Annotated in this window: 23 protein-coding genes; 15 read left to right on the top strand and 8 right to left on the bottom strand. The window is 70.0% G+C overall.

Going from position 1 to position 25,612, the window contains the following annotated elements; translation table 11 throughout:
* The 3 genes from frc to AW270_RS05670 all read right to left on the bottom strand — a co-directional run bounded on the left by frc (position 1) and on the right by AW270_RS05670 (position 4,256).
* On the bottom strand, positions 1–1,227 hold the full coding sequence (frc, locus tag AW270_RS05680) for a formyl-CoA transferase (protein ID WP_061291303.1): 1,227 nt from the start codon (positions 1,225–1,227) through the stop codon (positions 1–3).
* Between the two features lie 10 nt (positions 1,228–1,237).
* Positions 1,238–2,920, bottom strand: coding sequence for a thiamine pyrophosphate-binding protein (locus AW270_RS05675; RefSeq protein ID WP_061291302.1), 1,683 nt, complete (start codon positions 2,918–2,920; stop codon positions 1,238–1,240).
* Between the two features lie 142 nt (positions 2,921–3,062).
* A complete protein-coding gene (locus tag AW270_RS05670; protein ID WP_061291300.1) occupies positions 3,063–4,256 on the bottom strand; it encodes a molybdopterin molybdotransferase MoeA in 1,194 nt (397 codons plus the stop codon).
* Between the two features lie 73 nt (positions 4,257–4,329).
* Here AW270_RS05670 and AW270_RS05665 point away from each other — a divergent pair, with 73 nt between their 5' ends.
* From AW270_RS05665 to AW270_RS37525, 7 genes are all read left to right on the top strand, one after another.
* Positions 4,330–5,313 carry a 2-dehydropantoate 2-reductase gene (locus AW270_RS05665; RefSeq protein WP_061291298.1) on the top strand — a complete coding sequence of 328 codons (984 nt, stop codon included), beginning with the start codon at positions 4,330–4,332 and terminating at the stop codon, positions 5,311–5,313.
* 64 nt (positions 5,314–5,377) lie between these two features.
* Positions 5,378–7,303 (top strand): molybdopterin oxidoreductase family protein, encoded by a 1,926-nt coding sequence (locus AW270_RS05660; protein ID WP_061291296.1) that lies wholly within the window; start codon positions 5,378–5,380, stop codon positions 7,301–7,303.
* Between the two features lie 7 nt (positions 7,304–7,310).
* Positions 7,311–9,419: an NAD(P)H-dependent oxidoreductase subunit E gene (locus tag AW270_RS05655; RefSeq protein ID WP_061291294.1), complete on the top strand. Its 2,109-nt coding sequence runs from the start codon at positions 7,311–7,313 to the stop codon at positions 9,417–9,419.
* Entirely contained in the window at positions 9,416–10,282 is an 867-nt protein-coding gene (locus AW270_RS05650) for a 2Fe-2S iron-sulfur cluster-binding protein (RefSeq protein WP_061291292.1), read from the top strand. Before AW270_RS05655 ends, AW270_RS05650 begins: the two co-directional genes overlap by 4 nt.
* Positions 10,275–11,105, top strand: coding sequence for a formate dehydrogenase accessory sulfurtransferase FdhD (fdhD, locus tag AW270_RS05645; RefSeq protein ID WP_061291290.1), 831 nt, complete (start codon positions 10,275–10,277; stop codon positions 11,103–11,105). Before AW270_RS05650 ends, fdhD begins: the two co-directional genes overlap by 8 nt.
* 212 nt (positions 11,106–11,317) lie before the next feature.
* Entirely contained in the window at positions 11,318–12,337 is a 1,020-nt protein-coding gene (locus AW270_RS05640) for a polysaccharide deacetylase family protein (RefSeq protein ID WP_061291288.1), read from the top strand.
* 258 nt (positions 12,338–12,595) lie between these two features.
* Positions 12,596–13,777: a L,D-transpeptidase family protein gene (locus AW270_RS37525; protein ID WP_157521711.1), complete on the top strand. Its 1,182-nt coding sequence runs from the start codon at positions 12,596–12,598 to the stop codon at positions 13,775–13,777.
* Here the strand turns inward: AW270_RS37525 and AW270_RS05630 are convergent.
* Positions 13,774–14,055, bottom strand: a complete 282-nt coding sequence (locus AW270_RS05630) for a YiaA/YiaB family inner membrane protein (RefSeq protein WP_061291284.1) — start codon at positions 14,053–14,055, stop codon at positions 13,774–13,776. The genes AW270_RS37525 and AW270_RS05630 overlap by 4 nt on opposite strands.
* A 70-nt stretch (positions 14,056–14,125) precedes the next feature.
* On the opposite strand from AW270_RS05630, the gene AW270_RS05625 reads away from it, so the two are divergent.
* Together AW270_RS05625 and AW270_RS05620 are read left to right on the top strand one after the other, a co-directional pair.
* Positions 14,126–14,488, top strand: a complete 363-nt coding sequence (locus tag AW270_RS05625; protein ID WP_061291282.1) for an MmcQ/YjbR family DNA-binding protein — start codon at positions 14,126–14,128, stop codon at positions 14,486–14,488.
* Between the two features lie 27 nt (positions 14,489–14,515).
* Positions 14,516–14,917 (top strand): ClpX C4-type zinc finger protein, encoded by a 402-nt coding sequence (locus AW270_RS05620; RefSeq protein WP_061291280.1) that lies wholly within the window; start codon positions 14,516–14,518, stop codon positions 14,915–14,917.
* Positions 14,918–14,937: 20 nt separating this feature from the next.
* On the opposite strand, the gene kynU is transcribed toward AW270_RS05620, so the two are convergent.
* A complete protein-coding gene (kynU, locus tag AW270_RS05615; RefSeq protein ID WP_061291278.1) occupies positions 14,938–16,155 on the bottom strand; it encodes a kynureninase in 1,218 nt (405 codons plus the stop codon).
* 185 nt (positions 16,156–16,340) lie between these two features.
* Here kynU and AW270_RS05610 point away from each other — a divergent pair, with 185 nt between their 5' ends.
* The 3 genes from AW270_RS05610 (at position 16,341) to AW270_RS37520 (ending at position 18,155) form a co-directional block, all read left to right on the top strand.
* Positions 16,341–16,865 carry a VanZ family protein gene (locus AW270_RS05610; protein ID WP_061291276.1) on the top strand — a complete coding sequence of 175 codons (525 nt, stop codon included), beginning with the start codon at positions 16,341–16,343 and terminating at the stop codon, positions 16,863–16,865.
* 178 nt (positions 16,866–17,043) lie between these two features.
* On the top strand, positions 17,044–17,796 hold the full coding sequence (locus tag AW270_RS05605; RefSeq protein WP_061291274.1) for a GntR family transcriptional regulator: 753 nt from the start codon (positions 17,044–17,046) through the stop codon (positions 17,794–17,796).
* 140 nt (positions 17,797–17,936) lie between these two features.
* Positions 17,937–18,155: a hypothetical protein gene (locus AW270_RS37520; RefSeq protein ID WP_082801318.1), complete on the top strand. Its 219-nt coding sequence runs from the start codon at positions 17,937–17,939 to the stop codon at positions 18,153–18,155.
* 280 nt (positions 18,156–18,435) lie between these two features.
* Here the strand turns inward: AW270_RS37520 and AW270_RS05600 are convergent, their stop codons facing one another.
* Entirely contained in the window at positions 18,436–19,485 is a 1,050-nt protein-coding gene (locus AW270_RS05600; RefSeq protein ID WP_063819098.1) for a coiled-coil domain-containing protein, read from the bottom strand.
* 726 nt (positions 19,486–20,211) lie between these two features.
* Between AW270_RS05600 and AW270_RS38490 the strand changes: the two genes are divergently transcribed.
* Together AW270_RS38490 and AW270_RS05590 are read left to right on the top strand one after the other, a co-directional pair.
* Positions 20,212–20,559, top strand: coding sequence for a hypothetical protein (locus tag AW270_RS38490; protein ID WP_157521710.1), 348 nt, complete (start codon positions 20,212–20,214; stop codon positions 20,557–20,559).
* Positions 20,560–20,671: 112 nt separating this feature from the next.
* Positions 20,672–21,007 (top strand): hypothetical protein, encoded by a 336-nt coding sequence (locus AW270_RS05590; RefSeq protein ID WP_157521709.1) that lies wholly within the window; start codon positions 20,672–20,674, stop codon positions 21,005–21,007.
* Positions 21,008–21,119: 112 nt separating this feature from the next.
* On the opposite strand, the gene AW270_RS05585 is transcribed toward AW270_RS05590, so the two are convergent.
* Positions 21,120–21,896 (bottom strand): SDR family NAD(P)-dependent oxidoreductase, encoded by a 777-nt coding sequence (locus AW270_RS05585; RefSeq protein WP_061291269.1) that lies wholly within the window; start codon positions 21,894–21,896, stop codon positions 21,120–21,122.
* A gap of 10 nt (positions 21,897–21,906) precedes the next feature.
* Complete coding sequence (locus AW270_RS41730; RefSeq protein ID WP_061291266.1) at positions 21,907–24,669, bottom strand: helix-turn-helix transcriptional regulator; 2,763 nt, start codon at positions 24,667–24,669, stop codon at positions 21,907–21,909.
* A gap of 138 nt (positions 24,670–24,807) precedes the next feature.
* Here AW270_RS41730 and AW270_RS05575 point away from each other — a divergent pair, with 138 nt between their 5' ends.
* On the top strand, positions 24,808–25,608 hold the full coding sequence (locus tag AW270_RS05575) for an alpha/beta fold hydrolase (RefSeq protein WP_061291264.1): 801 nt from the start codon (positions 24,808–24,810) through the stop codon (positions 25,606–25,608).
* Positions 25,609–25,612 lie beyond the last annotated feature (4 nt).

Below are 25,612 nucleotides of genomic sequence, written 5' to 3'. Positions count from 1 at the left end.
TCAGATCACTCCGTTCGTCTTCAGCTCGGCCAGCTCGTCGGGCGTGACGCCGAGCCGGGTGTAGATCTCGTGGTTGTGCTCTCCGAGCAGCGGCGGCGTGGTGATGTCGACCGGGGAGTCGGAGAGCTGGAGGGGGCTGCCGACCGTCGTGAACTCCCCGCGCGCCGGGTGGGGGACGGTGACGACCGCGCCCTCGGCGCGTAGCGACTCGTCGTCGATGAGCTCGGCGGTGGACAGGATCGGCCCGCAGGGCACGTTGGCCGCGTTGAGCCGGTCGAGGACCGTCCATTTGTCGTGCTGGCTCGACCATTCCTCGATGAGCTGGAACATCTTGTCGAGCTTGGTCAGCCGCGCCTCGGGGGTGGCCCACTCGGGGTCGTCGGCGAGCTCGGGGCGGCCGATGATCTCGGAGACGGGCTTCCAGCCGACGGGCTGGACGATGACGTAGATGTAGTCGTTGGGCCCGCCGGGCGCGCACCTGACCGCCCAGCCGGGCTGGCCGCCGCCCGAGGCGTTGCCGGAGCGCGGCACCTCGGTGCCGAAGGTCCGGTTGGGGTATTCGCGCAGCGGCCCGTGGGCCAGGCGCTGCTGGTCGCGCAGCTTGACCCGGCAGAGGTTCAGCACGGCGTGCTGCATGGCGACCTGCACCCGCTGCCCCTGGCCGCTGGACTCGCGCTGGTAGAGCGCGGCCAGGATGCCGGCCACGGCGTGGACGCCGGTGCCGGAGTCGCCGATCTGCGCGCCGGTGGCCAGCGGCGGGCCCTCTTCTAACCCGGTCGTCGCCATCGAGCCGCCCATCGCCTGGGCGATCACCTCGTAGGCCTTGAACTTGGCGTATCTGCCGGTGCCGAAGCCCTTGATGGAGGCGTAGATCAGGCGGGGGTTGAGCTCCTGGAGCCGCTCCCACGGGAAGCCCATGCGGTCGACCGCGCCGGGACCGAAGTTCTCCACCAGGACGTCGGACTCCTGGACGAGCTTGACGAACAGCTCCTTGCCGCGCTCGCTCTTCATGTTCAGCGTGATGCTGCGCTTGTTGCAGTTGAGCATCGTGAAGTAGAGGCTGTCGACGCCCGGCACGTCGCGCAGCTGGCTGCGGGTGATGTCGCCGGTGGGCGCCTCCAGCTTGACGACGTCGGCGCCGAGCCACGCGAGCAGCTGCGTGGCCGACGGGCCCGACTGCACATGGGTCATGTCGAGGACGCGGACGCCCTCCAAGGCCTTGGGCATGCCGCGCTCCCTACTTGTACATCGTCTGGTTCATGGTTCCCGGGGCGTAGACGTCCGGGTCGACCCACACGTTGATGAGCGCGGGCTTGCCCGACTCGCGGGCGCGCTCCAGGGCCGGGCGGATGTCGGCGGGGTCGCGGACCTCCTCGCCGTGGCCGCCGAGCAGGCGGGCGAACTCGTCGTAGCGGACGTCGCCGAGGGTGTTGCCGACGCGGCCGCGGTCGTTCCCGTATTTGGCGGCCTGGCCGTAGCGGATCTGGTTCATCGACGAGTTGTTGCCGATGACGCCGATGAACGGCAGGTCGAAGCGGACCATCGTCTCGAAGTCCCACCCGGTGAGGGAGAAGGCGCCGTCGCCGAACAGGCACAGCACCTCCTTGTCGGGCTCGGCGTATTTGGCCGCCATCGCGAACGCGACGCCGACGCCGAGGGTGCCGAGAGGCCCGGGGTCCATCCAGTGGCCGGGCGACTTGGGCTGCACGACCTGGCCGGAGAAGGTGACGATGTCGCCGCCGTCGCCGATGTAGATGGTGTCCTCGGTGATGAACTCGTTGATCTCGTGGACCAGCCGGTAGGGGTCGATCGGCTGGGCGGCCGAGAGCTGGCGCGGGAGCCGCTTCTCGAAGGCCTGGGTCTCGACCGCGCGCAGCTCCTCGATCCACTCCTTGCGCCGGGCGGCGCCGGTGTCGACCCGGCCGGAGGCGGCCTGGGCGGCGGAGGCGAGGATGAGCCCGGCGTCGCCGACGATGCCGAGGTCGATGTCGCGGTTCTTGCCGACCGTGCGGTAGTCGAGGTCGATCTGGACGACCGTCGCGTCGCGGGACAGCCGCTTGCCGTAGCCCATGCGGAAGTCGAAGGGGGTGCCGACGATGATGATCAGGTCGGCCTCGTTGAAGGCGTAGCGCCGCGAGAGCTGGAAGTGGTGGGGGTCGCCGGGCGGCAGCGTGCCCCGGCCGCTGCCGTTCATGTAGGCGGGCACGTTGAGGGCGCGGACGAAGTCGATCGCGGCGTCGGTGCCCCGGGTCGTCCAGACCTGGCTGCCGAGGAGCACGCAGGGCTTCTCGGAGTGGACGAGCAGGTCGGCCAGCCGCTCGATCGCGTCGGGGTCGCCGGCCTGACGGGTGGAGGCGCGGTAGCGGCCGGCCTCGGGGATGCGGGCCTTCTCGACCGGCACGCTGGCGTCGAGCACGTCGCGCGGGATCTCCAGGAACGACGGGCCGGGCGCGCCGTTGTAGCACTCGCGGAACGCCATCGACACGATGTCGGCGACCCGCTCGGTGGACGGGACGGTCGCGGCGAACTTCGTGATCGGCGTCATCATGTCGACGTGGGGCAGGTCCTGCAGTGAGCCCATCTTGTGCTGGCTCAGCGCGCCCTGGCCGCCGATCAGCAACATCGGGCTCTCGGCGCGGAAGGCGTTGGCCACACCCGTCACCGCGTCGGTGGTGCCGGGGCCCGCGGTCACCACGGCGCAGCCCGGCTTGCCGGTGATGCGCGCGTAGCCGTCGGCCGCGTGGGCGGCGACCTGTTCGTGACGCACGTCGATCACGTCGATGCCCTCGTCGACACAGCCGTCGTAGATGTCGATGATGTGGCCGCCGCAGAGGGTGAAGATCACGTCGATCCCCTCCGCCTTGAGCGCCTTCGCGACCAGGTGACCGCCGGAGATCTGGTCCGGGGCTGGTTCCGTCATCAGGGCCGTCCTCTCAAAGACGTTCTGTCAGAACGTTCTGAATTGCGTCTACGCCATACTGCATACCGTATGAGGATTATGGTTACCCCCGGGCTCCGAGGATGTCCATACCTTTCCGGCGGGTTACAAGATTTCGAACCGGTTACCGGGCCGGGAGGTCGAGCAACTCGACGGGCTCGCCGGCCCAGCCCGGGGGAACGACCGCCAGGGCGTCGGCGATCGCCGCTCCGCGCAGGGATCCGGGCTGGTCATGACCCACGGGGGTGGCGCCCCGGGCCGATCTCCACACGGGCACCAGGCGGGTGTCGCGCGGATGACCGCGCACCGGCCCGGCGACGGCGCTGAGCTCTCCTTCGGGTTCGGGCCGCCCGTTGAGCGCGCGCAGCACCGGCGCCAGCAGCGTGAGCGCCGCCGCCAGCGCGGCGAACGGATTGCCGGGCAGCCCGACGACCAGCCGCCCTCCCGGCAGCCGGGCGAGGGCCTGCGGATGGCCGGGCCGCACCGCGACGCCGTCGACCAGGACCGCCGCGCCGAGCCGCCCGAGCACCCCGCGCAGGTGGTCGGCCGGTCCCTTCGACGACGCGCCGCAGACCACGACGACGTCGCCCTCCGAGTCACGGATCGCGGCCTCCAGCGGGTCGGCGCCGTCGGCCAGCCGCCGGGGCGGCAGCGCCCTCCCGTCGGCCGAGGCGATCAGCGGGGGCAGCATCGGCCCCACGGCGTCGCGCACCAGCCCCGGCCCCGGCACCCCTGAGCCCACCACCTCGTCACCGGTGATCAGCACCGACACGGAGGGCCGCGGCCGCACCCGCAGCGTGTCGTGGCCGAGCGAGGCGGCCAGCCCGAGCACGACAGGCGTGACCACGGTCCCGGAGGTCAGCACGACCGTGCCCTCGGACACGTTCTCCCCCCGCCGCCTGATGTGCCGGCCCGGCTCACAGTGACCACTGATCGACAGCCCGCTCTGTTCGGTCTTCTCGTACGGCACCACGCACACGGCCCCCTCAGGCACCGGCGCCCCCGTGGCGATCTCCACGGCCTCGCCGGGACCGAGACGCCGGGGGAACGGCGCGCCCCCGGCCGCCACGTCGCCGACGACGAGCCACGGACCGGGGCCGCCGACCGCGTAGCCGTCCATCGCCGAGACGTCGACGCCCGGCAGCGCCACGAGCGCGCGGAGCGGCGCCGCCAGCCGGCGGCCGTGGGCGGAGGAGAGAGGCACATCGGCCTCGGGCAGCGGCAGCGTGGCCGCCGCCGCGAGTCGGCGCGCCCGGTCCCAGGGCAGGTCGGCGTGGCCGACCGCGGGTCCGGGGCGGGCGCGGGAGAGCACGGTCATGGGTTGACCTCCTTGACGACGCTGCTGCCATACCGTATACCGAATGCACTGTCGACGCGAGAACGGAGCTAGTGTGAAGGTCGCTGTTCTTGGCGCCGGCGCCATCGGCGCGTATGTGGGGGCCGCCCTGCATCGCGCCGGCGTCGAGGTCCATCTCATCGCCCGCGGGGAGCATCTCGCGGCCATGCGTGAGTCAGGCGTGCGCGTGCTCAGCCCACGCGGTGACTTCACCGCCCACCCGCACGTCACCGACGAACCCCGCGAGGTCGGCCCGGTCGACCACGTCTTCCTCGGCCTGAAAGCCAACTCCTACGCCGCGGCCGGTCAGCTGGTCGCGCCGATGCTCCACGGCTCCACCAGCCTCATCGCCGCCCAGAACGGCATCCCATGGTGGTACTTCCACCGGCTCGGCGGCCCCTACGACGGCTACCGCATCGAGAGCGTCGACCCCGGCGGCTCGGTCACCGAGGCCCTCCCGCTGGAGCGCGCCATCGGCTGCGTCGTCTACGCCGCCACCGAGATCGAGGCTCCCGGCGTGATCCGCCACCTCGAAGGCACCCGTTTCTCCATCGGCGAGCCCAGCGGCGAACGGAGCGCCCGGTGCGTCGAGTTCGGCGACGCGATGGTCGCCGGCGACCTCAAGTGCCCGGTCGAAGCCGATCTGCGCCAGGACATCTGGGTGAAGCTGATGGGCAACGTCGCCTTCAACCCCATCAGCGCCCTCGCGCGGGCCACGATGGCGGGCATCTGCCGCCACGACGGCGCCCGCGAGCTGGTCAGGACCATGATGGAAGAGACCGTCGCGGTGGCCCGGGCGGTCGGCTGCAACCCCCACATCTCCATCGAGCGGCGGCTCGCCGGGGCCGAGAAGGCCGGCGAACACAAGACCTCCACACTCCAGGACCTGGAGAAGGGCAAGCCGCTCGAACTCGACGTGCTGCTGGCGGCGGTGGTCGAACTCGCCGATCTGACCGGCACCCCCGTCCCCACCCTCCGCGCGATCCACGCCGTCACCGACCTGCTCGACACCCAGGCCCGGCTTGTTGGCGCGGCATGAGCTCGAATACCGTAGTCTGCATACAGAATACGTTGTGGAATCTGCCTGGGAGAACGGTGAGGGCATGAAGAAGAGAAAGGCCGAACACTACGACCGGCTGACCCATCCCCTGGTGCGCGAAGACGGGGTGTTACGCCGGGCGACCTGGGAAGAGGCGCTCGACCGTGCGGCCGAGGGGTTCCGGCGCAACGTGGCGGCCCACGGGCCCGACGCCTTCGCCATGTTGTCGTGCGCCCGATCGACCAACGAGATGAACTACATCGGCCAGAAGTTCACCCGTGTGGTCATCGGCACCAACAACGTCGACTCGTGCAACCGCACCTGCCACGCGCCCAGCGTCGCGGGGCTGTCGGCCGTGTTCGGCAGCGGCGGCGGCACCTCCTCCTACCAGGAGGTCGAAGACGCCGACGTGATCCTCATGTGGGGCTCGGCGGCCCGCAACGCCCACCCGATCTTCTTCCAGCACGTCCTCAAGGGCATCCGCAAGGGCGCCAGGATGTTCGCCGTCGACCCCCGCCGGACCGGCACGGCCCAGTGGGCCGACCGCTGGCTCGGGCTCAACGTCGGCACCGACATCCCGCTCGCCCACGCCGTGGCGCGCGAGATCATCCACGCCGGGCTCCACAACACGACCTTCATCGAGCGCGCCACCGAGGGCTTCGCCGAGTTCGCCGCCAGCGTCGAACCGTGGACCCTGTCGGCCGCCGAGCAGGTCACCGGCGTGCCCGCCGACGCGATCCGCGAGATGGCCCACGCCTTCGCCCGCGCCGACCGCGCCCAGATGGTCTGGACCCTCGGCATCACCGAACACCACAACGCCACCGACAACGTGCGCGCCCTCATCAACCTGTCCCTGCTGACCGGCCACGTCGGCCGCTACGGCTCGGGCCTGTCACCGCTGCGCGGCCAGAACAACGTGCAGGGCGGCGGCGACATGGGCGCCATCCCCAACCGCCTCCCCGGTTTTCAGGACATCCTCGACCCCGCGATCCGAGCCCGCTTCGAGTCGGCCTGGCAGGCCCCGATCCAGCCCCGCTACGGGCGGAACCTGACCGAGATGCTCGAAGGCATGGCAGAGGGCGAGGTCACCACCTGCTACCTGATCGGCGAGAACCCGGTCCAGTCCGAGGCCGACTCGCTGAGCTGCGTCAAGCGGCTCAGCATGCTCGACCACCTCGTCGTCCAGGACATCTTCCTGACCAAGACGGCCCAGATGGCCGACGTGGTGCTGCCCGCCGGGGCGGCGTGGTGCGAGTCCGACGGCACCTTCACCAACAGCGAGCGCCGCGTCCAGCGGGTGCGCGCCGCGCTGGTGCCGCCGGGTGAGGCCCGCGACGACATCTGGATCCTGTGCAAGCTGGCCCGCCGGCTCGGCCACGACTGGGCCTACGAGTCCTCCGAGCAGGTCTGGGACGAACTGCGCGCCGTCTCCCCCGCCCACTTCGGCATGACCTACGACCGGCTGGAGGAGCACCAGGGCATCCAGTGGCCGTGCCCCTCGACCGACAGTCTCGAACCGTCCTATCTCCACGGCCGCCTGTGGGAGACCGATCCGGAGAAGCGCGGCCGTCCGGCGCCGTTCGCGATCCTGCGCCATTCGCCGCCGGTCGACCTGCTCGACGACGAATACCCGTTCCGCCTCACCACCGGCCGCCGTCTCGACTCCTACAACACGGGGGTGCAGAGCTCCGGCTTCGCCTCCCCGCTGCGGCGCGGCGAGACCATCGAGCTCTCCCCCGAAGACGCCGAGCGGCTCGGCGTGAGCGCCGGCGAGGAGGTCCGCATCAGCTCACGGCGGGGCACGGTCGTGGCCCCCGTCTGGATCGACCCGGCCCTGCGGCCGGGCCTGGTGTTCATGACGATGCACTTCCCCGACGAGGTCGACACCAACGCCCTGACGATCGAGGCGACCTGCCCGATCGCGGGGACCGCGGAGTTCAAGGCCGCCGCGGTGCGCATCGACCGGCTCGTGCCCGCGAAGGCCGGGTGACCGGCGCATGGATCTCCGGTTCCGCGACGCCGAACTGACCGCCGAGGAGCGCGCCGCCGTCAACGCGCTCCTCGGAGCGCCCTCCTCCGCCTGGGACGGCGGCGACCGCACCGAGTTCGACCTGCGCTTCGCCGCCCAGGCCCCCCGGGCCGCACGCGACCGGCGCGACCTGCTGCTGCCCGCCCTCCACGCGGTCAACGACCGGGTCGGCTGGATCAGCGAGGGCGCGCTCGACTACATCTGCCGCCGCCTGACCGTCCCCCCGGCCGAGGCCTACTCGGTGGCGACCTTCTACTCGCTGTTCTCCGTCAAGCCGCGCCCGCCCCGGATGCTCCATGTCTGCACCGACCTGGCCTGCGCGGCCAAGGGCGCCGAGGCGATCCGCCGCGACGTCGAGGAGCGCTTCGGCCCTCCCGGCGTCTCGTGGCAGCCGAGCCCCTGCCTGGGGCTGTGCGAGCGCGCCCCGGCCGCCCTGGCGATCGAAGCAGGCGATCCCCCCGCCAATGCCGTCTACGGGCCATGCTCGGTCGGTCAAGCGTGGCCCGACGTCACGGAGGAACCTCCGGTCGAGGCGGCGGTGCCCCAAAGCTGGCCCCAGACCACGCCCCAGACCACGCCCCAGACCACGACCGACACCACGCCGCAGTCCGCTTCCGCTGACCAGTCGGCCGATCATGTCTCGGCCGGCGCGGCGAGCCCGGCTGCGGCAGCGGGCGCGGACCCGGCTGCGGCAGCGGACGTCGACCCAGGTGCGGCAGCGGGCGCCGACCCGGGTACGGCGGCGGACGTCGACCCAGGTGCGGCAGCGAGCGCCGACCCGGCTGCGGCGGCGGCTGCCGACCCAGGTGCTGCGGCGGGCTCCGGCCGGTCACCCGGTCATTCCGCGCCAGCCGGTCTGGTTCTGCTCAGACGCGTCGGGGTCGTCGACCCCCTGAGTCTCGACGACTACCGGGCCACCGGAGGCTACACCGGCCTGCGCCGGGCCTTCGAGCTCGGCCCCACCGGAGTCATCCGGGAAGTCCTGGAGTCGGGGCTGGTCGGGCGGGGCGGCGCGGCCTTCCCCACCGGCCGTAAGTGGGAGGCGACCGCGCGTCAGCTCGACCGTCCCCATTACCTCGTCTGCAACGCCGACGAGAGCGAGCCGGGCACGTTCAAGGACCGGGTCGTCATGGAGGGCGACCCGTTCGCCCTGATCGAGGCCATGACGATCGCGGGTTACGCCACCGGCTGCGCGCTCGGCTACCTCTACATCCGGGGCGAATACCCCCGCGCGCTGAGGCGGCTCGACAACGCCATCGCCGTCGCGAGGTCACGGGGTCTGCTGGGCGACGACATCCTCGGCCAGGGGTTCTCCTTCGACATCGAGATCCGGCGCGGCGCCGGGGCCTACATCTGCGGCGAGGAGACCGCGATCTTCAACTCGATCGAGGGTTTCCGGGGCGAGCCCCGCACCAAACCCCCGTTCCCGGTGGAGAAGGGCCTGTTCGGCAAGCCCACGGTCGTCAACAACGTCGAGACCCTGGTCAACGTCCCGCACATCCTGGAGATGGGGGCCGCGGCCTACGCCGCCGTCGGCACCTCCTCGTCCACGGGCACCAAGCTGTTCTGCGTGTCCGGCACGGTCGGGCGGCCGGGCATCTACGAGCTGCCGTTCGGCGCGACCCTGCGCGACCTGCTGGAGCTGGCCGGGGGCGCGACCGGCGAGCTGCGGGCGGTGCTGCTGGGCGGGGCGGCGGGGGCCTTCGTCCGGGCCGACGAGCTCGACATCCCGCTGACGTTCGAGGGCACCCGCGCCGCCGGGGCCACGCTCGGCTCGGGGGTCGTGCTGGTGCTCGACGACACGGTCGAGCTGCCGGGTGTGCTGCTGCGCATCGCCGAGTTCTTCCGCGACGAGTCGTGCGGGCAGTGCGTGCCCTGCCGGGTCGGCACGGTCCGCCAGGAGGAGGCCCTCCACCGGCTCTCCAAGCGCCGTAGTGACGGCGATCTACTGCTGCTGCGCGAGGTCGGGCAGGCCATGCGCGACGCCTCGATCTGCGGTCTGGGCCAGACCGCCTGGAACGCCGTCGAATCGGCGATCGACCGTCTCGGTGTCTTCACGGCGAAGGAGAACCCATGAGCGTCCCTCTGCGTCCGCCCCGGCGGCTCATCGAGATCACCGTCGACGGCGAGGCGATGCGCGTCCCGGAAGGCGACACCCTGCTCGACGCGTGCCAGGCGGCCGGGAAGGACATCCCGACCCTCTGCTACGGCGACACCCTCAACCCGAAGAACGCCTGCCGCGTCTGCGTCGTCGAGGTCGAGGGGGCCCGCACCCTCGCCCCGGCGTGCTCCCGCAGGGCCGAGGCCGGCATGGTCGTCACGACCGACTCCGACCGGGCCCGCCACAGCCGCAAGGTGGTCCTGGAGCTGCTCGCCTCCTCGGTCGACCTGTCGACGACTCCGGGCGCGGCCGAGTGGATCGCCGAATACGACGCCGATCCGGGCCGCTTCGGCGACGACGCCGCCACGGTCGCCGAGCCGCCGAAAGTCGACAACGACCTCTACGTGCGTGACTACAGCAAGTGCATCCTCTGCTACAAGTGCGTCGACGCGTGCGGGGAGCAGTGGCAGAACTCCTTCGCCATCTCCGTCGCCGGGCGCGGCTTCGACGCCACGATCTCCACCGAGTTCGACGCCCCGCTGACCGACTCGGCCTGCGTGTTCTGCGGCAACTGCGTCGAGGTCTGCCCGACGGGCGCGCTGTCGTTCAAGAACGAGTTCGACATGCGCGCCGACGGCACCTGGGACCAGGAGAGCCAGACGCAGACCACGACGATCTGCAGCTACTGCGGGGTCGGCTGCAACCTCACCCTCCACGTCCAGGACAACAAGATCGTCAAGGTCACCTCGCCCCATGACAACCCGGTGACCCACGGCAACCTCTGCATCAAGGGGCGGTTCGGTTTCCAGCACGTCCAGAACGTGGCCTCCGATGGGTAGGGTCACCGTCCAGCGGCGGATCCTGCGGCTGCGCGAGACGGGGCCCAGTCACCGCGTCGACGCCCTGGCCGCCGAGGAACCGCTGGAGATCCGGCTCAACGGCAGGCCGCTCACCATCACGATGCGCACGCCCGGCGACGACTTCGACCTGGCCGCCGGGTTCCTCGTCAGCGAGGGCGTCATCGGCGGGGCGGGCGACATCGAGGCCATCCGCTACTGCGCGGGCGCGCTGGAGAACGGGCAGAACACCTACAACGTGCTCGACGTGCGGCTCACGACGGGCGTGACCCTGCCCGCCACCTCGCTGGAGCGCAACTTCTACACGACCTCGTCGTGCGGGGTGTGCGGCAAGGCCTCGCTCGACGCCGTCCGGACCGTCGCGCGCTGGGACGTCGCCCCCGACGACGTCACCTTCTCCGAGGAGGTCGTCGCCGAGCTGCCCGAGCGGCTGCGCACCGCCCAGAAGGTGTTCGACCGCACCGGCGGCCTGCACGCCGCCGGGCTGTTCACCCCGGCCGGTCGGGCCCTGTGCGTCCGGGAGGACGTCGGGCGGCACAACGCGGTCGACAAGCTCGTCGGGTGGGCGCTGAGAGACGGCCGGCTGCCCCTTCGGCAAACGGCGCTCATGGTGTCGGGCAGGGCCTCGTTCGAACTCGTCCAGAAGGCCGTCATGGCGGGCGTTCCGGTGCTGGCGGCGGTGTCCGCGCCGTCAAGCTTGGCGGTGGAGCTCGCCGCCGAATCCGGGTTGACCCTGCTCGGGTTCGTCCGTGGCCGGTCCATGAACGTCTACTCCGGAGAGGAGCGGATCACGACGTCATCATGAGATCGCCGCCACAGGTCAGGGGCATGGCCGGTGGCGTCCTCACGATGGCGGACGGGATGCCGGTCGGCGACGCTTCGCCCCCCTCGCCACCGGCATCCCGAATGCCACATTTCGCCCTGTACGCGAACTTTAAAAGTTCTTAGCCCTCTTAGTCCTCACCAAAGGGGATCACTCTCCGTGTCAATGACGTGACGAACCGGAGGGGCTACCAGATGAGAGCCGCGGCGACTGTCGGATTGATCGTGCTGGCCGGGTGTGTGGCATGTGGCGCCAACCAGGACCAGAAGCCCGCCTCGGCGGTGGACGTCAAACCGGCGGCGATCAAGCCCGTGAGCGCGGCCAACGCCAAGGCGGTCAAGGCCAACGAACTGGGTCAGATCCCGGTTCTGATGTATCACCGCATCATCGAGAACCCGGCGACCCAGGACGACCGTACGCCCAAGCAGTTCCGCACCGAGCTGGAACGACTGGCCAAGGAAGGCTACGTGCCGGTCACGGCGGCCGAATACGTGACCGGGAAGATCGACATTCCGGCCGGGAAGCACCCGGTCGTGCTGACCTTCGACGACTCGTCACCGTCGCAGGTCACCCTCGACGGGACCGGCACCCCGGCGAAGGACACGGCGGTGGCGATCCTGCAGGAGGTGGCCGCGCGCAACCCGGGCTTCCGCCCGGTGGCGACCTTCTATGTGACGCGGGACATGTTCGGCAAGAGCAGCCCGTCCGAGCAGGCGCAGATCGTCGCCTGGCTCAAGCAGCACGGCTACGAACTCGGCAACCACACCAAAGACCACACCAACCTGATGGGCAAGTCGAAGAAGATCGTGGTCGACGAGGTCACGGCGGGCCACAAGCTGATCACCGACCTCAACGGCGGTGAGGTGGTCACCTTCGCGCTCCCCTACGGCAACCAGCCGACGACCAAGGAGTGGGCGCTCAAGGGCTCCGAGAAGGGAGTGAAGTACAACTACTCCGGCGTGTTCCTGGCGGGATACATGCCGGCCCAGTCGCCGTTCAGCAGCGCGTTCGACCCGCTGGGCATCCCACGGATCCGCTCGATGGACAAGAAGGGCGACTGCGCGAAGTTCTGCTCGACGGGGTGGCTCGACTGGCTGAAGGCCAACCCGGGCGAGCGCTACACCAGCGACGGCGACGCCCGTACGGTCGCGTTCCCGAAGTTCCAGGAGACGATGCTGGCTCCGGGGGCGAAGACAAAGGCACTCGCCTACTAAAGGATCATCTTTCCGCCAAGATCGCCTAAGTCCGGTCTGTCCGGTGATCATCGTGGGAATTTCGCCCCCATGCGGACATATATGGTCGTCAGCCTCGGATTCGGGCTGGCGTTGATCACCGGGTCGGCGGCCTTCGCCGATTCGGCGGATAGAGAGCACGGCCACCGCGCCGTGAAGGATCGGCATCACAAGCACATTCAGGAGAACAGGCAGCACGGGCGCCCGACCGTCCACACCACACGGGACCGGCGCCCTGCTGTGACGCGCGCCCAAACCACCGGATACCGCCGGACGGACACCGGCCAGTTCGCGCGCCCCACCGTGAGCCGCCCGCACACCGCCGACCGCGGCACCCGCCGAGCGGTCCACTTCCGGTACGCCGAAACCCGCACCGCCACCCGCCGCCACGACCCGCGACGCGAACACCCGAACATGCACACCCGGGGTCACGAGGAGCAGGCGAACGAGCACGCCAGGCACCACGAGGGTCGCCACGAGCGCTGGAACGCCCACGCCCGGCACCACGAGCACCCCAACACGCACGCCCGGCACCACGAGGGTCATCACGACCGTGCGAACAACCACGCCCGGCATCACGAGGGTCATCACGAGCACCCGAACATGCACGACAGGCGCCACGACGGTCACCACGATCACGGGAACGACCACGCCCGGCACCACGAGCTCGGGAACACGCATGCCCGGCACCACGGCGGCGGCCACCACGATCATCCGAACATGCACGCCCGGCACGACGGCGGCCACCACGGCAACGTTCACCACGCCCAGCAGGCCGGTCACCACCGGCACGAGCACCGCCGGCCCGAGGTCATGAAGTTCGGCGAGAAGAGCCCCCAGATCCGCGCGATGAAGCAGCGTCTGCGGGTGCTCGGCTTCGACTCCGGCGTCGACGACGGCCGCTACGGCGAGACGACGCGCTACGCCGTCTGGGCGTTCCAGAAGGTCAACGGCCTGCGTATGACCAACCGCATCGACCAGGACACGATGCGCGCGCTCCGCCACCCGCGCCGGGTGAGGCCGCTGGTCCGCCCCAGGCTCACCAACCGGGTGGAGATCGACGTCCGGCGCCAGCTGCTCACCATCTGGCGCGACGGAAAGCCCGACCTGACCACCCACATCTCGACGGGCGCGAACCGGTCTTACTGCGACAACGGCCACTGCGGCTTCGCGCGCACCCCCGTGGGCACCTACGCGGCCGGGACCCGTGCCCCGGGCTGGACGACCAGCCCGCTGGGCACGATGTTCAACTCGATCTACTTCAACGGCGGCATCGCCATGCACGGATCCTCGGAGGTACCGAAATATCCGGCCTCACACGGATGCATCCGGATCCCGATCCACACCTCGAAGATCGTGTACGCCATGGTCAGAACCGGCGAGCCGGTTCACGTCCTCGGCGCCCAAAGCAAGTATGTCTAGTTCTGATACGGATCGTGCTCGGCGAGGAGCCGGTCGAGTCTCGCCTGGTCGACCCGGGCCACCACGGCCGACTCCTCCTGCCGGTCGCGGATCACCTTGGCCAGCGTGAACGACGCGGTGACCAGGTAGAAGACGCCGACGGCGAAGAACGAGCGGATCCAGGGGTTCACGGGCAGGTAGGCGACCCCGAGCGTGAGGGCGCCGAGTGACAGGCCGAAGGAGATGACGGACTGCACGAAGTAGGCGGACGTGGTCTTGTTTGGCACAGGCTTGGTCATGCGGCAATGCTGGAGGCCCATCCAGCACCCGGGCCTGAGCCCCGCATCCCAAGTTACCGGTGAGTAGCACATGAGTAGCTGGCGAGAAACCAGAGAGGCCCTGCGGGAGTACGCCCTCAGCCTCCCCGAGGCGTTCGAGGACTTCCCGTGGGAGGGCGACGCCGTCGTCAAGGTGAACAAGAAGATCTTCGTCTTCCTGGGCGTCACCGAGCCGACCGAGAAGTACCGCCCCACGTTCGGCGTCAAGCTGAACACCGCCCACGGCCACGCGCTGAGCGTGCCGGGCGCCGCCCCCAGCCGCTACGGCCTGGGCCGGTCGGGCTGGGTGACCGTGCCCTTCGAGGCCGACCTGCCCGCGTTCGACGTGCTCCAGGACTGGGTCGAGGAGAGTTACCGGCTCGTCGCGCCGAAACGCCTCAGCAAGTTGCTCTGACAGATATGACAACCTAAAGTTGTCAACATGGAGCCATCAGAGTTACTCGCCCGCGCACGCAAACGCGCGGCCAACCCCTCTGACCCGCTGGAAACCCTGGCCGCGGCCAACGAGCTGAGCCAGGAGCTGACCCGCGACGCCGACGCCCTGATCGATCTGGCGGTCCGCGACGCCCGCGCCGCGGGCACCTCCTGGACGGCCATCGGTGACCGCCTCGGCGTGTCGAAGCAGGCCGCCCGCAAGCGTTTCACCCGCAACTTCACCCACCCGTTCTCCGCCCGCAAGGTCCGGCGCGCGGCGGCCTGCTCGTTCTGCCGCAAGCCGCCGAACCCGCACCTGCACATGGTCTACGGCGAGGGCGGCCGGATCTGCGCCGAGTGCGTCGCCCTGGCCGCCGAGATCGTCGCCGACAAGGCGAAGACCAAGTAGCGAAGACCAGGTAGCGGAGACTACGTCACCGTCACCTGACGCTGATACCGCTCGTCCCGCCAGATGCCCTTGCCGATGATCTCGGCGAGGGTGTCGGCGGCGTCGTACACATCGACATAGCGCAGGTAGAGCGGGGTGAACCCGAAGCGCATGATGTCGGGGGCGCGGAAGTCGCCCTGCACCCCGTGGTCGATCAGCGCCCGCATGATCGGATAGCCGTGCTCGTGGCGGAAGCTGATCTGGCTGCCGCGTCCCGACGGGTCGCGCGGGGTGGCCAGGTCGAGCCCGAGGTGCTCGGTCAGCGCGATGAACAGCTCGGTCAGCGCGACGCTCTTGGCCCGGACCGAGCGGATGTCGACCTTCTGCCACAGGTCCAGCGAGGCGCCCAGCGCGGTCAGCGACAGGATCGGCGGGGTGCCGACGGCGAACCGGCGGATTCCCTCGGCGGGCCGGTAGTCGGGCTCGAAGGCGAACGGCGCGGCATGGCCGTGCCAGCCGCGCAGCACCGGCTCGGCCGCGGCCAGGTGCTCGGGCGCGCAGTAGAGATAGGCCGGCGCGCCGGGTCCGCCGTTCAGATATTTGTACGTACATCCGACCGCGAAGTCGACCGAGCCCACCTCGACGGGCAGCGCCCCCGCGCTGTGGCACAGGTCCCAGACCGCCAGCGCCCCGGAGGCCTGCACGAGCGCGGTGTCGGCGGCCATGTCGCGCAGCGCCCCGGTCCGGTAGTCGACGTGCGACAGCAGCACCACGGCGACGTCATCGTCGAGGATCCCGGCGAGAGAATCACCCGGACCGAAATCCCGCACGTTCAGGTCGAAGCCCGCCGCGAGCCCCTGCACGGCATACCGATCGGTCGGAAATCCGTCGGACTCCACGACGACGGTCCGGCGGCCCGGACGCAGCCGGACGGCGGCCGACATCACTTTGAAGATCGAGACCGACGTGGACTCGCCGCAGACCACCGTTCCCGGCCCCGCGCCGATCAACTGGGCCAGCCGGTCGCCGATCACCTCGGGCAGGTTCCACCACCCGGCGGTGTTCCAGCTCTGACCCAGGTCACGGCCCCATTCGGTGGTCACCGTGTGCGCGACGGCCTCGGCCGTGCGCCGCGGCAGCGCGCCGAGCGAGTTGCCGAGCATGTAGACCGTGTTCTCCGGCAGGACGAACTCCGCTCTGAGACCGCGAAGGGGGTCGGCGGAGTCGAGGGCGGCGCAGCCGGCGCGGGTGATGCTCATGCGAGACATCATCTCCAGAAATATCCTGACTCGGCAGCCCAATGCGTCACCAATGGCTGGCTTCCCATTGGGCCACCTTCTGGTGACTGTTTACGGCTAAGGTTTTTGTCGCTTTAAGCCCTGACCGCAAGTGCCATGGGGTGTCCGGAACGACCGGCCCGATGGATGCCAAAAAGGACACAGTCATGTTGCTGGCGTGGGACCTATGGGGACATGTCGTCCTCGCCACCCTCTTGACCATTCCGGCTGGATGGGGTGTCGCCCACCTGCTCACTCGATCACGGGAGCGTTCCAAGCACCCGGAACCTGCGCGGACGGCGTACGCGGACGTCTTCATGGTGATCGGCACGGCCCCGTGGATCTGGATGATCCTCACTCCGGGTGACCCCTCGACTCCTGGCCGGGCGGTCGGTCTGCTCCCATTTCACGATCTTGCACAGGTAGTGACCGACCCCGCCTCGACGGCGTTCGTGCAGGTGGGAGGCAACCTTCTGGTGTTCGCCGCACTGGGCGCGCTTTTGCCCCTCAGGTCTCAAAAGTTGGCTCGTTTGAAGATCGTCGGGGCCGTCGCGGCGGCCGGATCTCTTACCGTCGAGTTACTTCAATACGGCCTGGAGCTCCACCGTGTGTCATCGGTCGATGACATCCTGCTGAACACAACAGGTGCCGTCCTGGCTGCGGCAATGACTCAGCGTTGGTGGGCCCGGTGAATACCGGCTTGCACCGTTCCATGGTAACGGGCTGCACTAACCGCTGAAGATCGCCACAGGGGCACGATTCGCTCAAATTCGGCTCGGGACCAACCTTTCTCACTGTGCGATCGTGGACAAGACGGGGCAAGTTCTCTGGAGACGCTAACCCCCCGTTGGTGACAGAGGGTGATCAAACGTGACTGAGTCCCCGGTGCATCACGAGCCCCCCATCTACCGGCGTATCGCCGACCGGCTGCGCGCGCAGATCCTGTCCGGTGAACTCCGCGATGGGGAGCGGCTACCGGGCGAGAACGCCCTCATGACCGAGTACGGCATAGCGCGCGCCACCGCACGGCAGGCGCTGGCCGTACTGATCAATGAGGGCTTGGCTGTTCCGCGGCGAGGTTCGGGGGTATACGTGAGGCTGTTCCGACCCATCAGACGGCATGGGTCACGACGTCTGTCCCGTGAACAGTGGGGGCAGGGACGTGCGATCTGGGACTCCGACACCAGGGGTCGCGCTTACACCGTGGACGAGGTCCACATCGAACGGCTGCCGGCGAGCGAGGACATCGGGCGCGTCCTCGACGCCGACGAGGTCTGGATCAGGCGAAGGCGCTACAACGTGGACGGCAGGCCCGTCCAGCTGGCCGTCTCCCACTTCCCCGCCGACCTGGTGGAGGGGACCGCCATCACGCTCCCCGACACGGGCCCCGGCGGCGTCTACGCCCGTCTGGGCGACCTGGGCTACCTCCCGGCCCACTTCACCGAGGAGTTACGTGCACGCATGCCCCAGCCCCAGGAGGCGGAACTCCTGCATCTGCCGCCGGGCAACCCGATCATCGTCGTGGTGCGCACGGCGTACACATCGGGAGGCATACCGGTTGAGCTCAACGAGATGACACTCGACGCCGCGTCGTATGTACTCCAGTACGACTTCGATGCGTAGTTCAACTTGAAAAATCGGACGATAGGTGGACCTGTCCTCCCAGGATCTTGTCTTCTCTAGAGATGTCCCGCACCTTGAGAGGGAGACGTCAAGGAGATCGGGGTAAACCCGGGGCGGCTCGGCGAGGGAAAGGTGGGCAGATGTCCTTTGACCGGCATCTTGCCGAAATTGCCCGCGAGTATCCGGAATGGACTATCTGGCGGAGCGATGCGGGACGGTGGTGGGCCACCCGGCACCATCCGCTGTCATCCGCACAGCGGGAGGCCGGCTGCGCGATGACCATCGACGCGGACGAGCCGGAGGGTTTACGCCAGTTGTTACGCGACCAGGAGGAACGTGCCAACTCGGCAGACCCTTGACGCTGCTCGCGGCGGGTTCACCGGACCAGCCCACCAAGCGCGGAAGCCTCCGACCCTATCGGGGGCGGAGGCTTCCGCTTTCTCGTGCGACAAACAACCAACAGACCCCCGTGGGGGCGCTTTCCACTGGTGCCAGCCAAAACGGGCGCTCTCACGGGGCACCACACCGGCCGCCGACGACGTCGGCCGGAGCTGATACGCGGGCACGGCCGGCAGCCGCTCCCGCTCACGATCGGCGATGGGCCCGCCGCCACCCCATTGGCGGGCCCATCTCCACACGTCAGGCGCCGCGGGCATCCATCGGAGGCAGTCCGCGTCGCAGGTCCACCGGCGCCTCGGCGACGGCCGGGCCACGATCGACGATCACGTGCTCGTCGTCGGAGTCATCCTCCTCGGCGGCCTGGTCGGCAGGCACATCAGGACCGGCGTCGGCCGGGGAAGGCGCGGCTGCCGGCTGCGCGGCCGGCGCCGGAACCTCTTCGTCCTCAGCCTTCTGGGCCGGGATCTCCTCGTCGATCGAGGGGGCCGGCGGCAGCACCGACGACTCGTCGATCAGCGCCCCGGCGGCCTGCTCGCGGTGGAGCAGATCGCCCAGCACCGCGCCGATCTCGTTGAGGCGGCGCATCACCTCGGTGTGGGTGTCGGTCAGATAGACCACACGCCGTCCGGTGTGCTCGTCAAGGTGACCCGCCCGCTGCTTGGCCGAGGTCAAGGTCCGCTCGGAGACCGCGTTCGCGTCGGCGACCAGCTTCTCCGCCTCCAGCGTCGCGGCGGTGACCCGCCGGTCGGCCTCGGCCCGAGCGTCCCGCAACGTCTCCTCGGCCTCGGCGTTGGCGGTGGCGACCTTCTCCTCGGCCTCGGCCCCCGCCTGCGCCAGCAGGCGCTCGGCCGACGCGGTCGCGTCGTGGATGCGCCGCTCGGCCTCCTCCTGCGCGGCCGACCTGATCGAGTCGGCCTGCTCCCGCGCGTTGGTCACCACCCGCTCGGCCTCGTTGGCCGCCAGGTCACGCGTCTGCGACGCCGCGTTCTCCGAGGCCTCCTTGTTGGCCCGAGCCTCCTCATGGGCGAGCTTGAGGATCTGGCTCAGCCGTTCACCCAGCTCATCCGGGCTCTGAGGCGCCTCGGTCAGTTTCCGGCGGGCCTCGGCGAGCTCCAGCCGGCTCTGCTCGGCTTGGTCGATGGTACGTGCCAGACGCTCCTCAAGATCACGAATCTGGTTCCGGGTACGGATCATGTAGTCGTGCACCTGACGGCGGCTGTATCCACGCATGACGACTTCGAACGAGTCGTCGCTCATGAGGTCGGGGAAACTGTCAGTCTGGTTCGTCATGAAGAGCCTTGGGGGAGATGGCGGGAAGACGTATCAAGACACGACTTTCCTGCTATCGGCTTGAGACCGCAACCCGAACCTGTTTATTGGCCGCGCCTCCGGCGCGGCGGGCTCGGGCGCTCCCAGCCCCCGTCTTCCCTCGTCACCACGGTTCGCTTCGCCCTCCGGCGTCCCTCAGTCCGCGCCGGGTGCCGGAGTGGGTGACGATGCTCGACTTGCTGGAGCAGCAGGGGATCTCGGTGTTCGTCACCACGCGCAGACGTCCGCATGACCCCGCCAACCCGCGTGACCGTCGCGGCTGATCGATGACGCCGACGACTCGGAGTATGGGCCAGCGAAGATCGCCCAGCGAGTCAGACGGACATGGCCGCCCGCACGGGCTGTGCCTTGGAGGGCTGCGTCCGGTCGACCACGCACGGACCGGGAAGCTGATCATCTGGAGGCCGAGCCCCCATGATCGTGGAAAGGCGTAACGCCTTGTCCTGCTGGTAGGCGGTCAGGAGCGCCACCTCATCCACGACGAACGGATCATCGATCGTCGAAGTGTGCTCGCATACCGGTATGCCCGCTCTTGCATGAGCGCCACGGCCTGTTCCAACTCGCTCCTTCGAGGTGCCTAAGGCATCAGCCGGCCTCAGCATCCGCCACCGCCGTACAGGGCAGGCAACGCGAGAGAATCGCCCTTCTTCCGCAGTGAAGTGCCGAAGCACCTGAGAAAGGACGACAGTGAAATTCTCCACCTATGCCGAAGTCCTCACGCCAGAACATCCGTTAGCCGAGGGGCAGATGAAGAAGCCTGGGCATCTTCTGAAAGACGTACTCGATGAGACCGGCGGCCGCTACGAGCTGACCGTCGAAGTGGGGTTCCGCATGCAGAAGACCCTTCGGCTGGCCGCCGAAGCCACCGGTGATGAGCGACTCGCCGATCTCGCCCAGCAAACAGAGGTGACGGTCTCTCTGGAGCATCTACGGCGGCACGACCCGCTCTCCACACGCATCGTGTACGGGTGCCGCCTCGATCGTGAACCAGCAGATGGCGACCTGCCGGAATTCGACGACCGACGACGCTTCTAGCGATCAACGCAAAAGCACAGGCTGCTGTCTCGATTTCCGAGGAATGAATGTGAGACAAGATCCGACCGTTTTCCAGTGCCCGCCAAGGCTTCCTGTCCTGATCAGCCAGACGGTGACGATCGACGAGATTCCCGATGGGCCGATCACGATGACCGCCTGCAAATACCACACCCAGACCGACATGGAGAGCGCCCGTCTCATCGGGACCAGGGTCATCGAGGGATCCGAGGCCGTTTCCCTCGCTCGCCAGATCAAGCACGGCCCGCCGCCGGACCGCAGGCGAAGATGCCCAGCCCCCGACACCTGGGAGATCTGGCGCATCCAGCAGGAGGGTTTCCCCGGGATCCTGCTGCTGGTGGAATTGGGCGGGTGCGCCTACGTCACTGACGGGAATGCGGAGAGAGCCATTCCCGACGGAGCGAGGGCCGGTCTCGTGGAGCGCTTCTGACTTCTCAGGTCAGACGGAGATGCCGCCGCACCGCTCCAGGTCTAGTCGCCGGATTGTTCTGGTAAATGTCAAAGCGGCCTCTGCCCTCGCGAACAGCAAAGGACGAACGGCCTTACACCGTTTTGGTGAGGCCTCCGTCGATGACATGGTCGGCGCCGGTGACGTTGCCCGCGCGGTCGCTCGCCAGGAACACGACCAGGTCGGCCACCTCCTGAGGGTGGGTGAAGCGGCCGGTCTCCGACTGGGTGGCGACCCCCTCGGCCACCTCCGCCGGGTCGGCGTCCTTGGCTGCGCCGACGGTGGCGGCCATGCCCTGGTCGCCGAGCCACAGGTCGGTCGTGACCGGGCCGGGGCTGACGGTGTTGACGCGGATGCCGTGGGCCCCGACCTCCTTCGACAGGGCCTTGGAGAAGTTCGTCAGTGCGGCTTTGGCCACGCCGTAGTCGATCACCAGCGGGTCGGGCAGGAAGGCGTTGACCGAGCTCACCGTCACGATGGCGCCGCGCCCGGCCTCGATCATGGCCGGGAGCGCGGCGCGGGTGGCGCGGACGGCCGCCATCAGGTTGAGCGTCAGCGACCGGGTCCACTGGTCGTCGGTGACCTCCAGGAACCCGCCGAGCCGTGGGGTGACGGCGCCCACGTTGTTGACCAGGATGTCCAGGCTGCCGTGTTCGAGGGCGGCGGTCACGAGGTCGGCCGGGCCGGTCTCGGCCGACAGGTCCACCCGGACCACGCGCACCCCGGGGAGTTCCTCCAGTTCGCGCGTGCTGGTGCGGGAGCCTGCGATCACACGTACACCCTCTTCGACCAGCGCCCGGGTGACGGCCAGGCCGATCCCCCTGCTCGCGCCGGTCACCACCGCGACCTTGTCCCTCAGTTCCAGGTCCATCTTTTCCCCCTCAGGTGACCGCGTCGCCCTCCGTGAAGTCGTCTGACGTGCGCAGGGCCTTGGCCAGTGCCGATCGTGAGGTGATCTCGAGCTTGGGGAAGATCCGGTAGAGGTGGGAGCCGACGGTGCGGTGGGACATGTGCAGTTTCTCGCCGATCTCCCGGTTGGTCAGGCCGTCGGCAGCCATCTGGGCGATCTGGAGCTCCTGGGCGGTGAGGACGTCGCGGGCGTCGCCGGTGCGGCGGCGGCCGCTCTCGCCGGAGGCGCGCAGTTCCTGCCAGGCCCGCTCGCTCCACGGGATGACGCCGAGCGCGTCGAAGGTCTCCCTGGCCGTGCGCAGCGGCGCCCGTGACTCGGCCGTGCGGCGCTGGCGGCGCAGCCATTCGCCGTAGGCCAGCTGGACCCTGGCCCGGACGAAGGGCAGCCGGCGCAGGTCGGCGTCGAGCGCTTCGGCGTAGAGGGCCTCGGCGGTGGCCTCGTCCGCCAGCACGGCCCTGGTGTAGCGCAGGTCGGCGTGCAGGGCGGGTGAGGGGGTGAGGCGGGCCACCTCCTCCAGCTCCGCCACGATGCCGGCGATGGCGTGGCCCTGGCCGCAGTGGGTCGCGGCGTCGGCGAGCTCGGCCAGGCTGTAGCAGCGCAGGTCGGGGTGGAAGGCGGGGTCGGCGGGGTCGTGTATCCGGCGCAGGTGGTCGTAGGCGTCGGTGTAGCGCCCCTCGCCGAGGGCGGCCAGGCCGCGGGCGTGCTGCACGGTGGCCAGCACCGGACGCGCCCCGGTGGTCAGGGCCACCTGCTCGGCCACGGCCGCGAGGCCCTCCATCCGGTCCTGGTTGCCGCGCAGCGCGGCGATCACGGCGCCCGAGGCGTGGGCCATGGCGTCCATCAGCGGCAGGGACGTCTCCTGGGCCAGCCGGGCGGCCTCCTCGGCGGCGGACATCGCGACGCCGAGGTCGGCGAGCCGGGCGGCGCTCCAGGCCTGGGCCCCCAGGTCGCGGCACAGATGGCTGAGCCGGCCCTGGACGCGCAGGCGCGGCAGCGACAGGGCGCAGAAGTCCTCCGCCAGCTCGAACGCGCCCACCATCATCGCCGAGCTGCCGAGCAGCCGGGCCGCCCCCCAGCCGCCGGGCCGGTCGGCGGCCAGCCGGCGGAGCCGCTCGATCACCACCCGGCCGCGTTCGATCGGGGCCGCGAACGCCAGGATCGACAGCAGCCACCCGTCGTCCTGGTCGACGGGCAGGTTCTCGGCCGCGGCGATGACCAGGCCCCGCGACTCCGGGTCGGTGTGGGCCCAGAAGCAGCGCAGGGACGCGGCCGACAGCAGCTTCAGCGCCAGATCGACCTCGCCCTCCTTGGCGACGGTCCCGGCGAGGTCGACCAGGGAGCGCACCGCCGCGCCGTCGTCGCGGATGTCCTCCTCGAAGCTCTCGCGGATCCACACCACGCGGGCGCGCTGCGAGAGCGACAGCGTCCAGGGCTCGGCCTCGGTGACCAGCCGGGTGGCGAGGTCGCGGCGGCCCGCCTCGGCGCCCCATTCGGCTGCGTGGACGAGGCGTTCGCGCCGCTGGGCGGGGTCCTCGCTGAGCCGGGCGGCGCGTTCGAGGCCTTCGACGCCCGACAGCAGGTCGCCCCGCCGCCGGGCCCGGCGGGCCGCCGTCTCCAGCTCGGCCGCCATCTCCTCGTCGGGACGGTTGGTCGAGGCCGCCCGGTGCCAGCGGCTGCGGTCGGGCTGGCCGGCCAGGACGTCCGCCAGGGCGGCGTGCGCGGCGTGCCGCCGGGACCGGCTCGCCTCCTGCTGGATCGCCGAGCGGATGAGGGGGTGGCGGAACCAGACCACGGTCTCGTGGACGTCGACCAGCCGGACGGCCACCGCCGGCAGGAGGTCGTCGGCCGTCACGTCGGCGCCGAGGATCAGCGTGGTGGCGTCGAGCGCCTCGCACAGCGCGGTCCCGTCGTTGACCGCGACCACCAGCAGCAGGGTCCGGGTGGCGGACGGCAGCCCCGACATGCGGGCGGTGAAGGTCTGTTCCAGCCGGGTGGTCAGCGGGAGGCGGCCGGGCTGGGGCCGCAGGGTCTCCACGGCGATCGGGAGTTCGACGAGGGCCAGCGGGTTGCCCGCCGCCTCCCGGAGCACCCGGCCGCGCGCCTCGGGGGTGAGGGTGGGGCTCTGGGCGTCCAGCAGGGCGGTGGCGGCGTCGTCGTCGAGCCGGTCGAGAACCAGCTCCGGCAGCCCCGCGGTCTCCATGGGGCTCTGCGACCCGTCGCGGAGCGCGGCCACCAGCAGGATCGGCTCGGACTCCAGCCGCCGTGCGACGAACGCGAGCACCTCGGCGCTCGGCCGGTCGAGCCAGTGCACGTCCTCGGCCAGCAGCAGCACGGGGGTCCGGGCCGCCGCCCCGCTCAGGAGGTTCAGCGTGCCCAGGGCGACCAGGAACAGGTCGGGCGCCGGGGCGTCGACCAGCCCGAACGCCGCTCCCAGGGCGTCGCGCTGGGGCGCGGGCAGCTCCCCGATCTCGGTGCGGAGCGGAAGCAGCAGCTGGTGCAGGCCGGCGAACGGCATGTGCGTCTCCGCCTGCGCCCCGGCCGTCCGCAGAACGCGCATGCCCCGAGCGGCGGCCGTCGCGGCCGTGTCCAGCAGCAGGGCCGACTTCCCGATCCCGGCGTCGCCCCGGACCAGGAGCGCGGCGCCGCCTTCGCGGACACCGTCCACGAGATCGGCGAGGCGGCCCTGCTCAAACTCACGCCCGAAAAGTGCCTCTTGCGTCAGTTTTGGTGGCATATGTGTGTATTTTCGCCTCGGATGAAGGGTCCTGTCCAACCGACCGCAGTCGGTGTCGCAGTCAGGTGACGCATGCGTCCCCAACCGGCCCGTTCCTAGCTTAGGCCGCAGAACCCTTCATCCTGTTTGGAGATCGTCATGCCCAAAAAGCTGCTGCTGGCCGCCGTCGCGCTCGCCGCGATGGTCCCCGCCATGGCCACGCCCGCTTCCGCCACGACGGGGCACCACGCGGCCAAGCCCGCCAAGCCCACCGTCATCCTGGTCCACGGCGCGTTCGCCGACGCGTCGAGCTGGACCAAGGTCATCGCCAAGCTCCAGGCTGACGGCTATCCGGTGATCGCGCCCGCCAATCCCCTCCGCGACCTCAAGGGTGACTCCGACTACGTGTCGAGCGTCATCTCCACGGTGCCGGGGCCGGTCATCCTGGTGGGCCACTCCTACGGCGGTTCGGTCATCAGCCAGGCCGCCGCCGGTCACGCCAACGTCAAGGCGCTGGTCTACATCGCCGGGTACGTCCCCGAGGTGGGCGAGTCGGCGCTCGACCTCACCGGCAAGTTCCCGGGCAGCCAGCTGCCCACCAGCCTGCTCACCCGCGACTACCCGGGCGGCACCGACGTCTACGTCGACCCCGCCAAGTTCCGCGCCGCCGTGGCCGCCGACCTGCCCGCCCGCGAGACCGCCCTGATCGCCGCGACCCAGCGTCCGGTCTCCTACGCCGCGCTCGACGCCAAGGCCACGACGGCGGCGTGGAAGAAGATCCCGTCGTGGTACCTCGTGTCGGGCGCCGACCAGGCCATCCCGCCGGCGGCCCAGAAGTTCATGGCCAAGCGCGCCGGGGCGCACACCAGCGAGATCAAGGGCGCCTCGCACCTGGTCCTGGTCTCCCACGCGGACGCCGCCGCCGACCTCGTCACCGCGGCCGACCGCGTCACCCGGTAGTCAG

The sequence above is a fragment of the Herbidospora cretacea genome (assembly GCF_001570605.1).
Lineage (GTDB): Bacteria > Actinomycetota > Actinomycetes > Streptosporangiales > Streptosporangiaceae > Herbidospora > Herbidospora cretacea.
The sequence above is the reverse complement of the archived record's forward strand: the minus strand, read 5'-3'. Positions and strand labels throughout refer to the sequence as shown.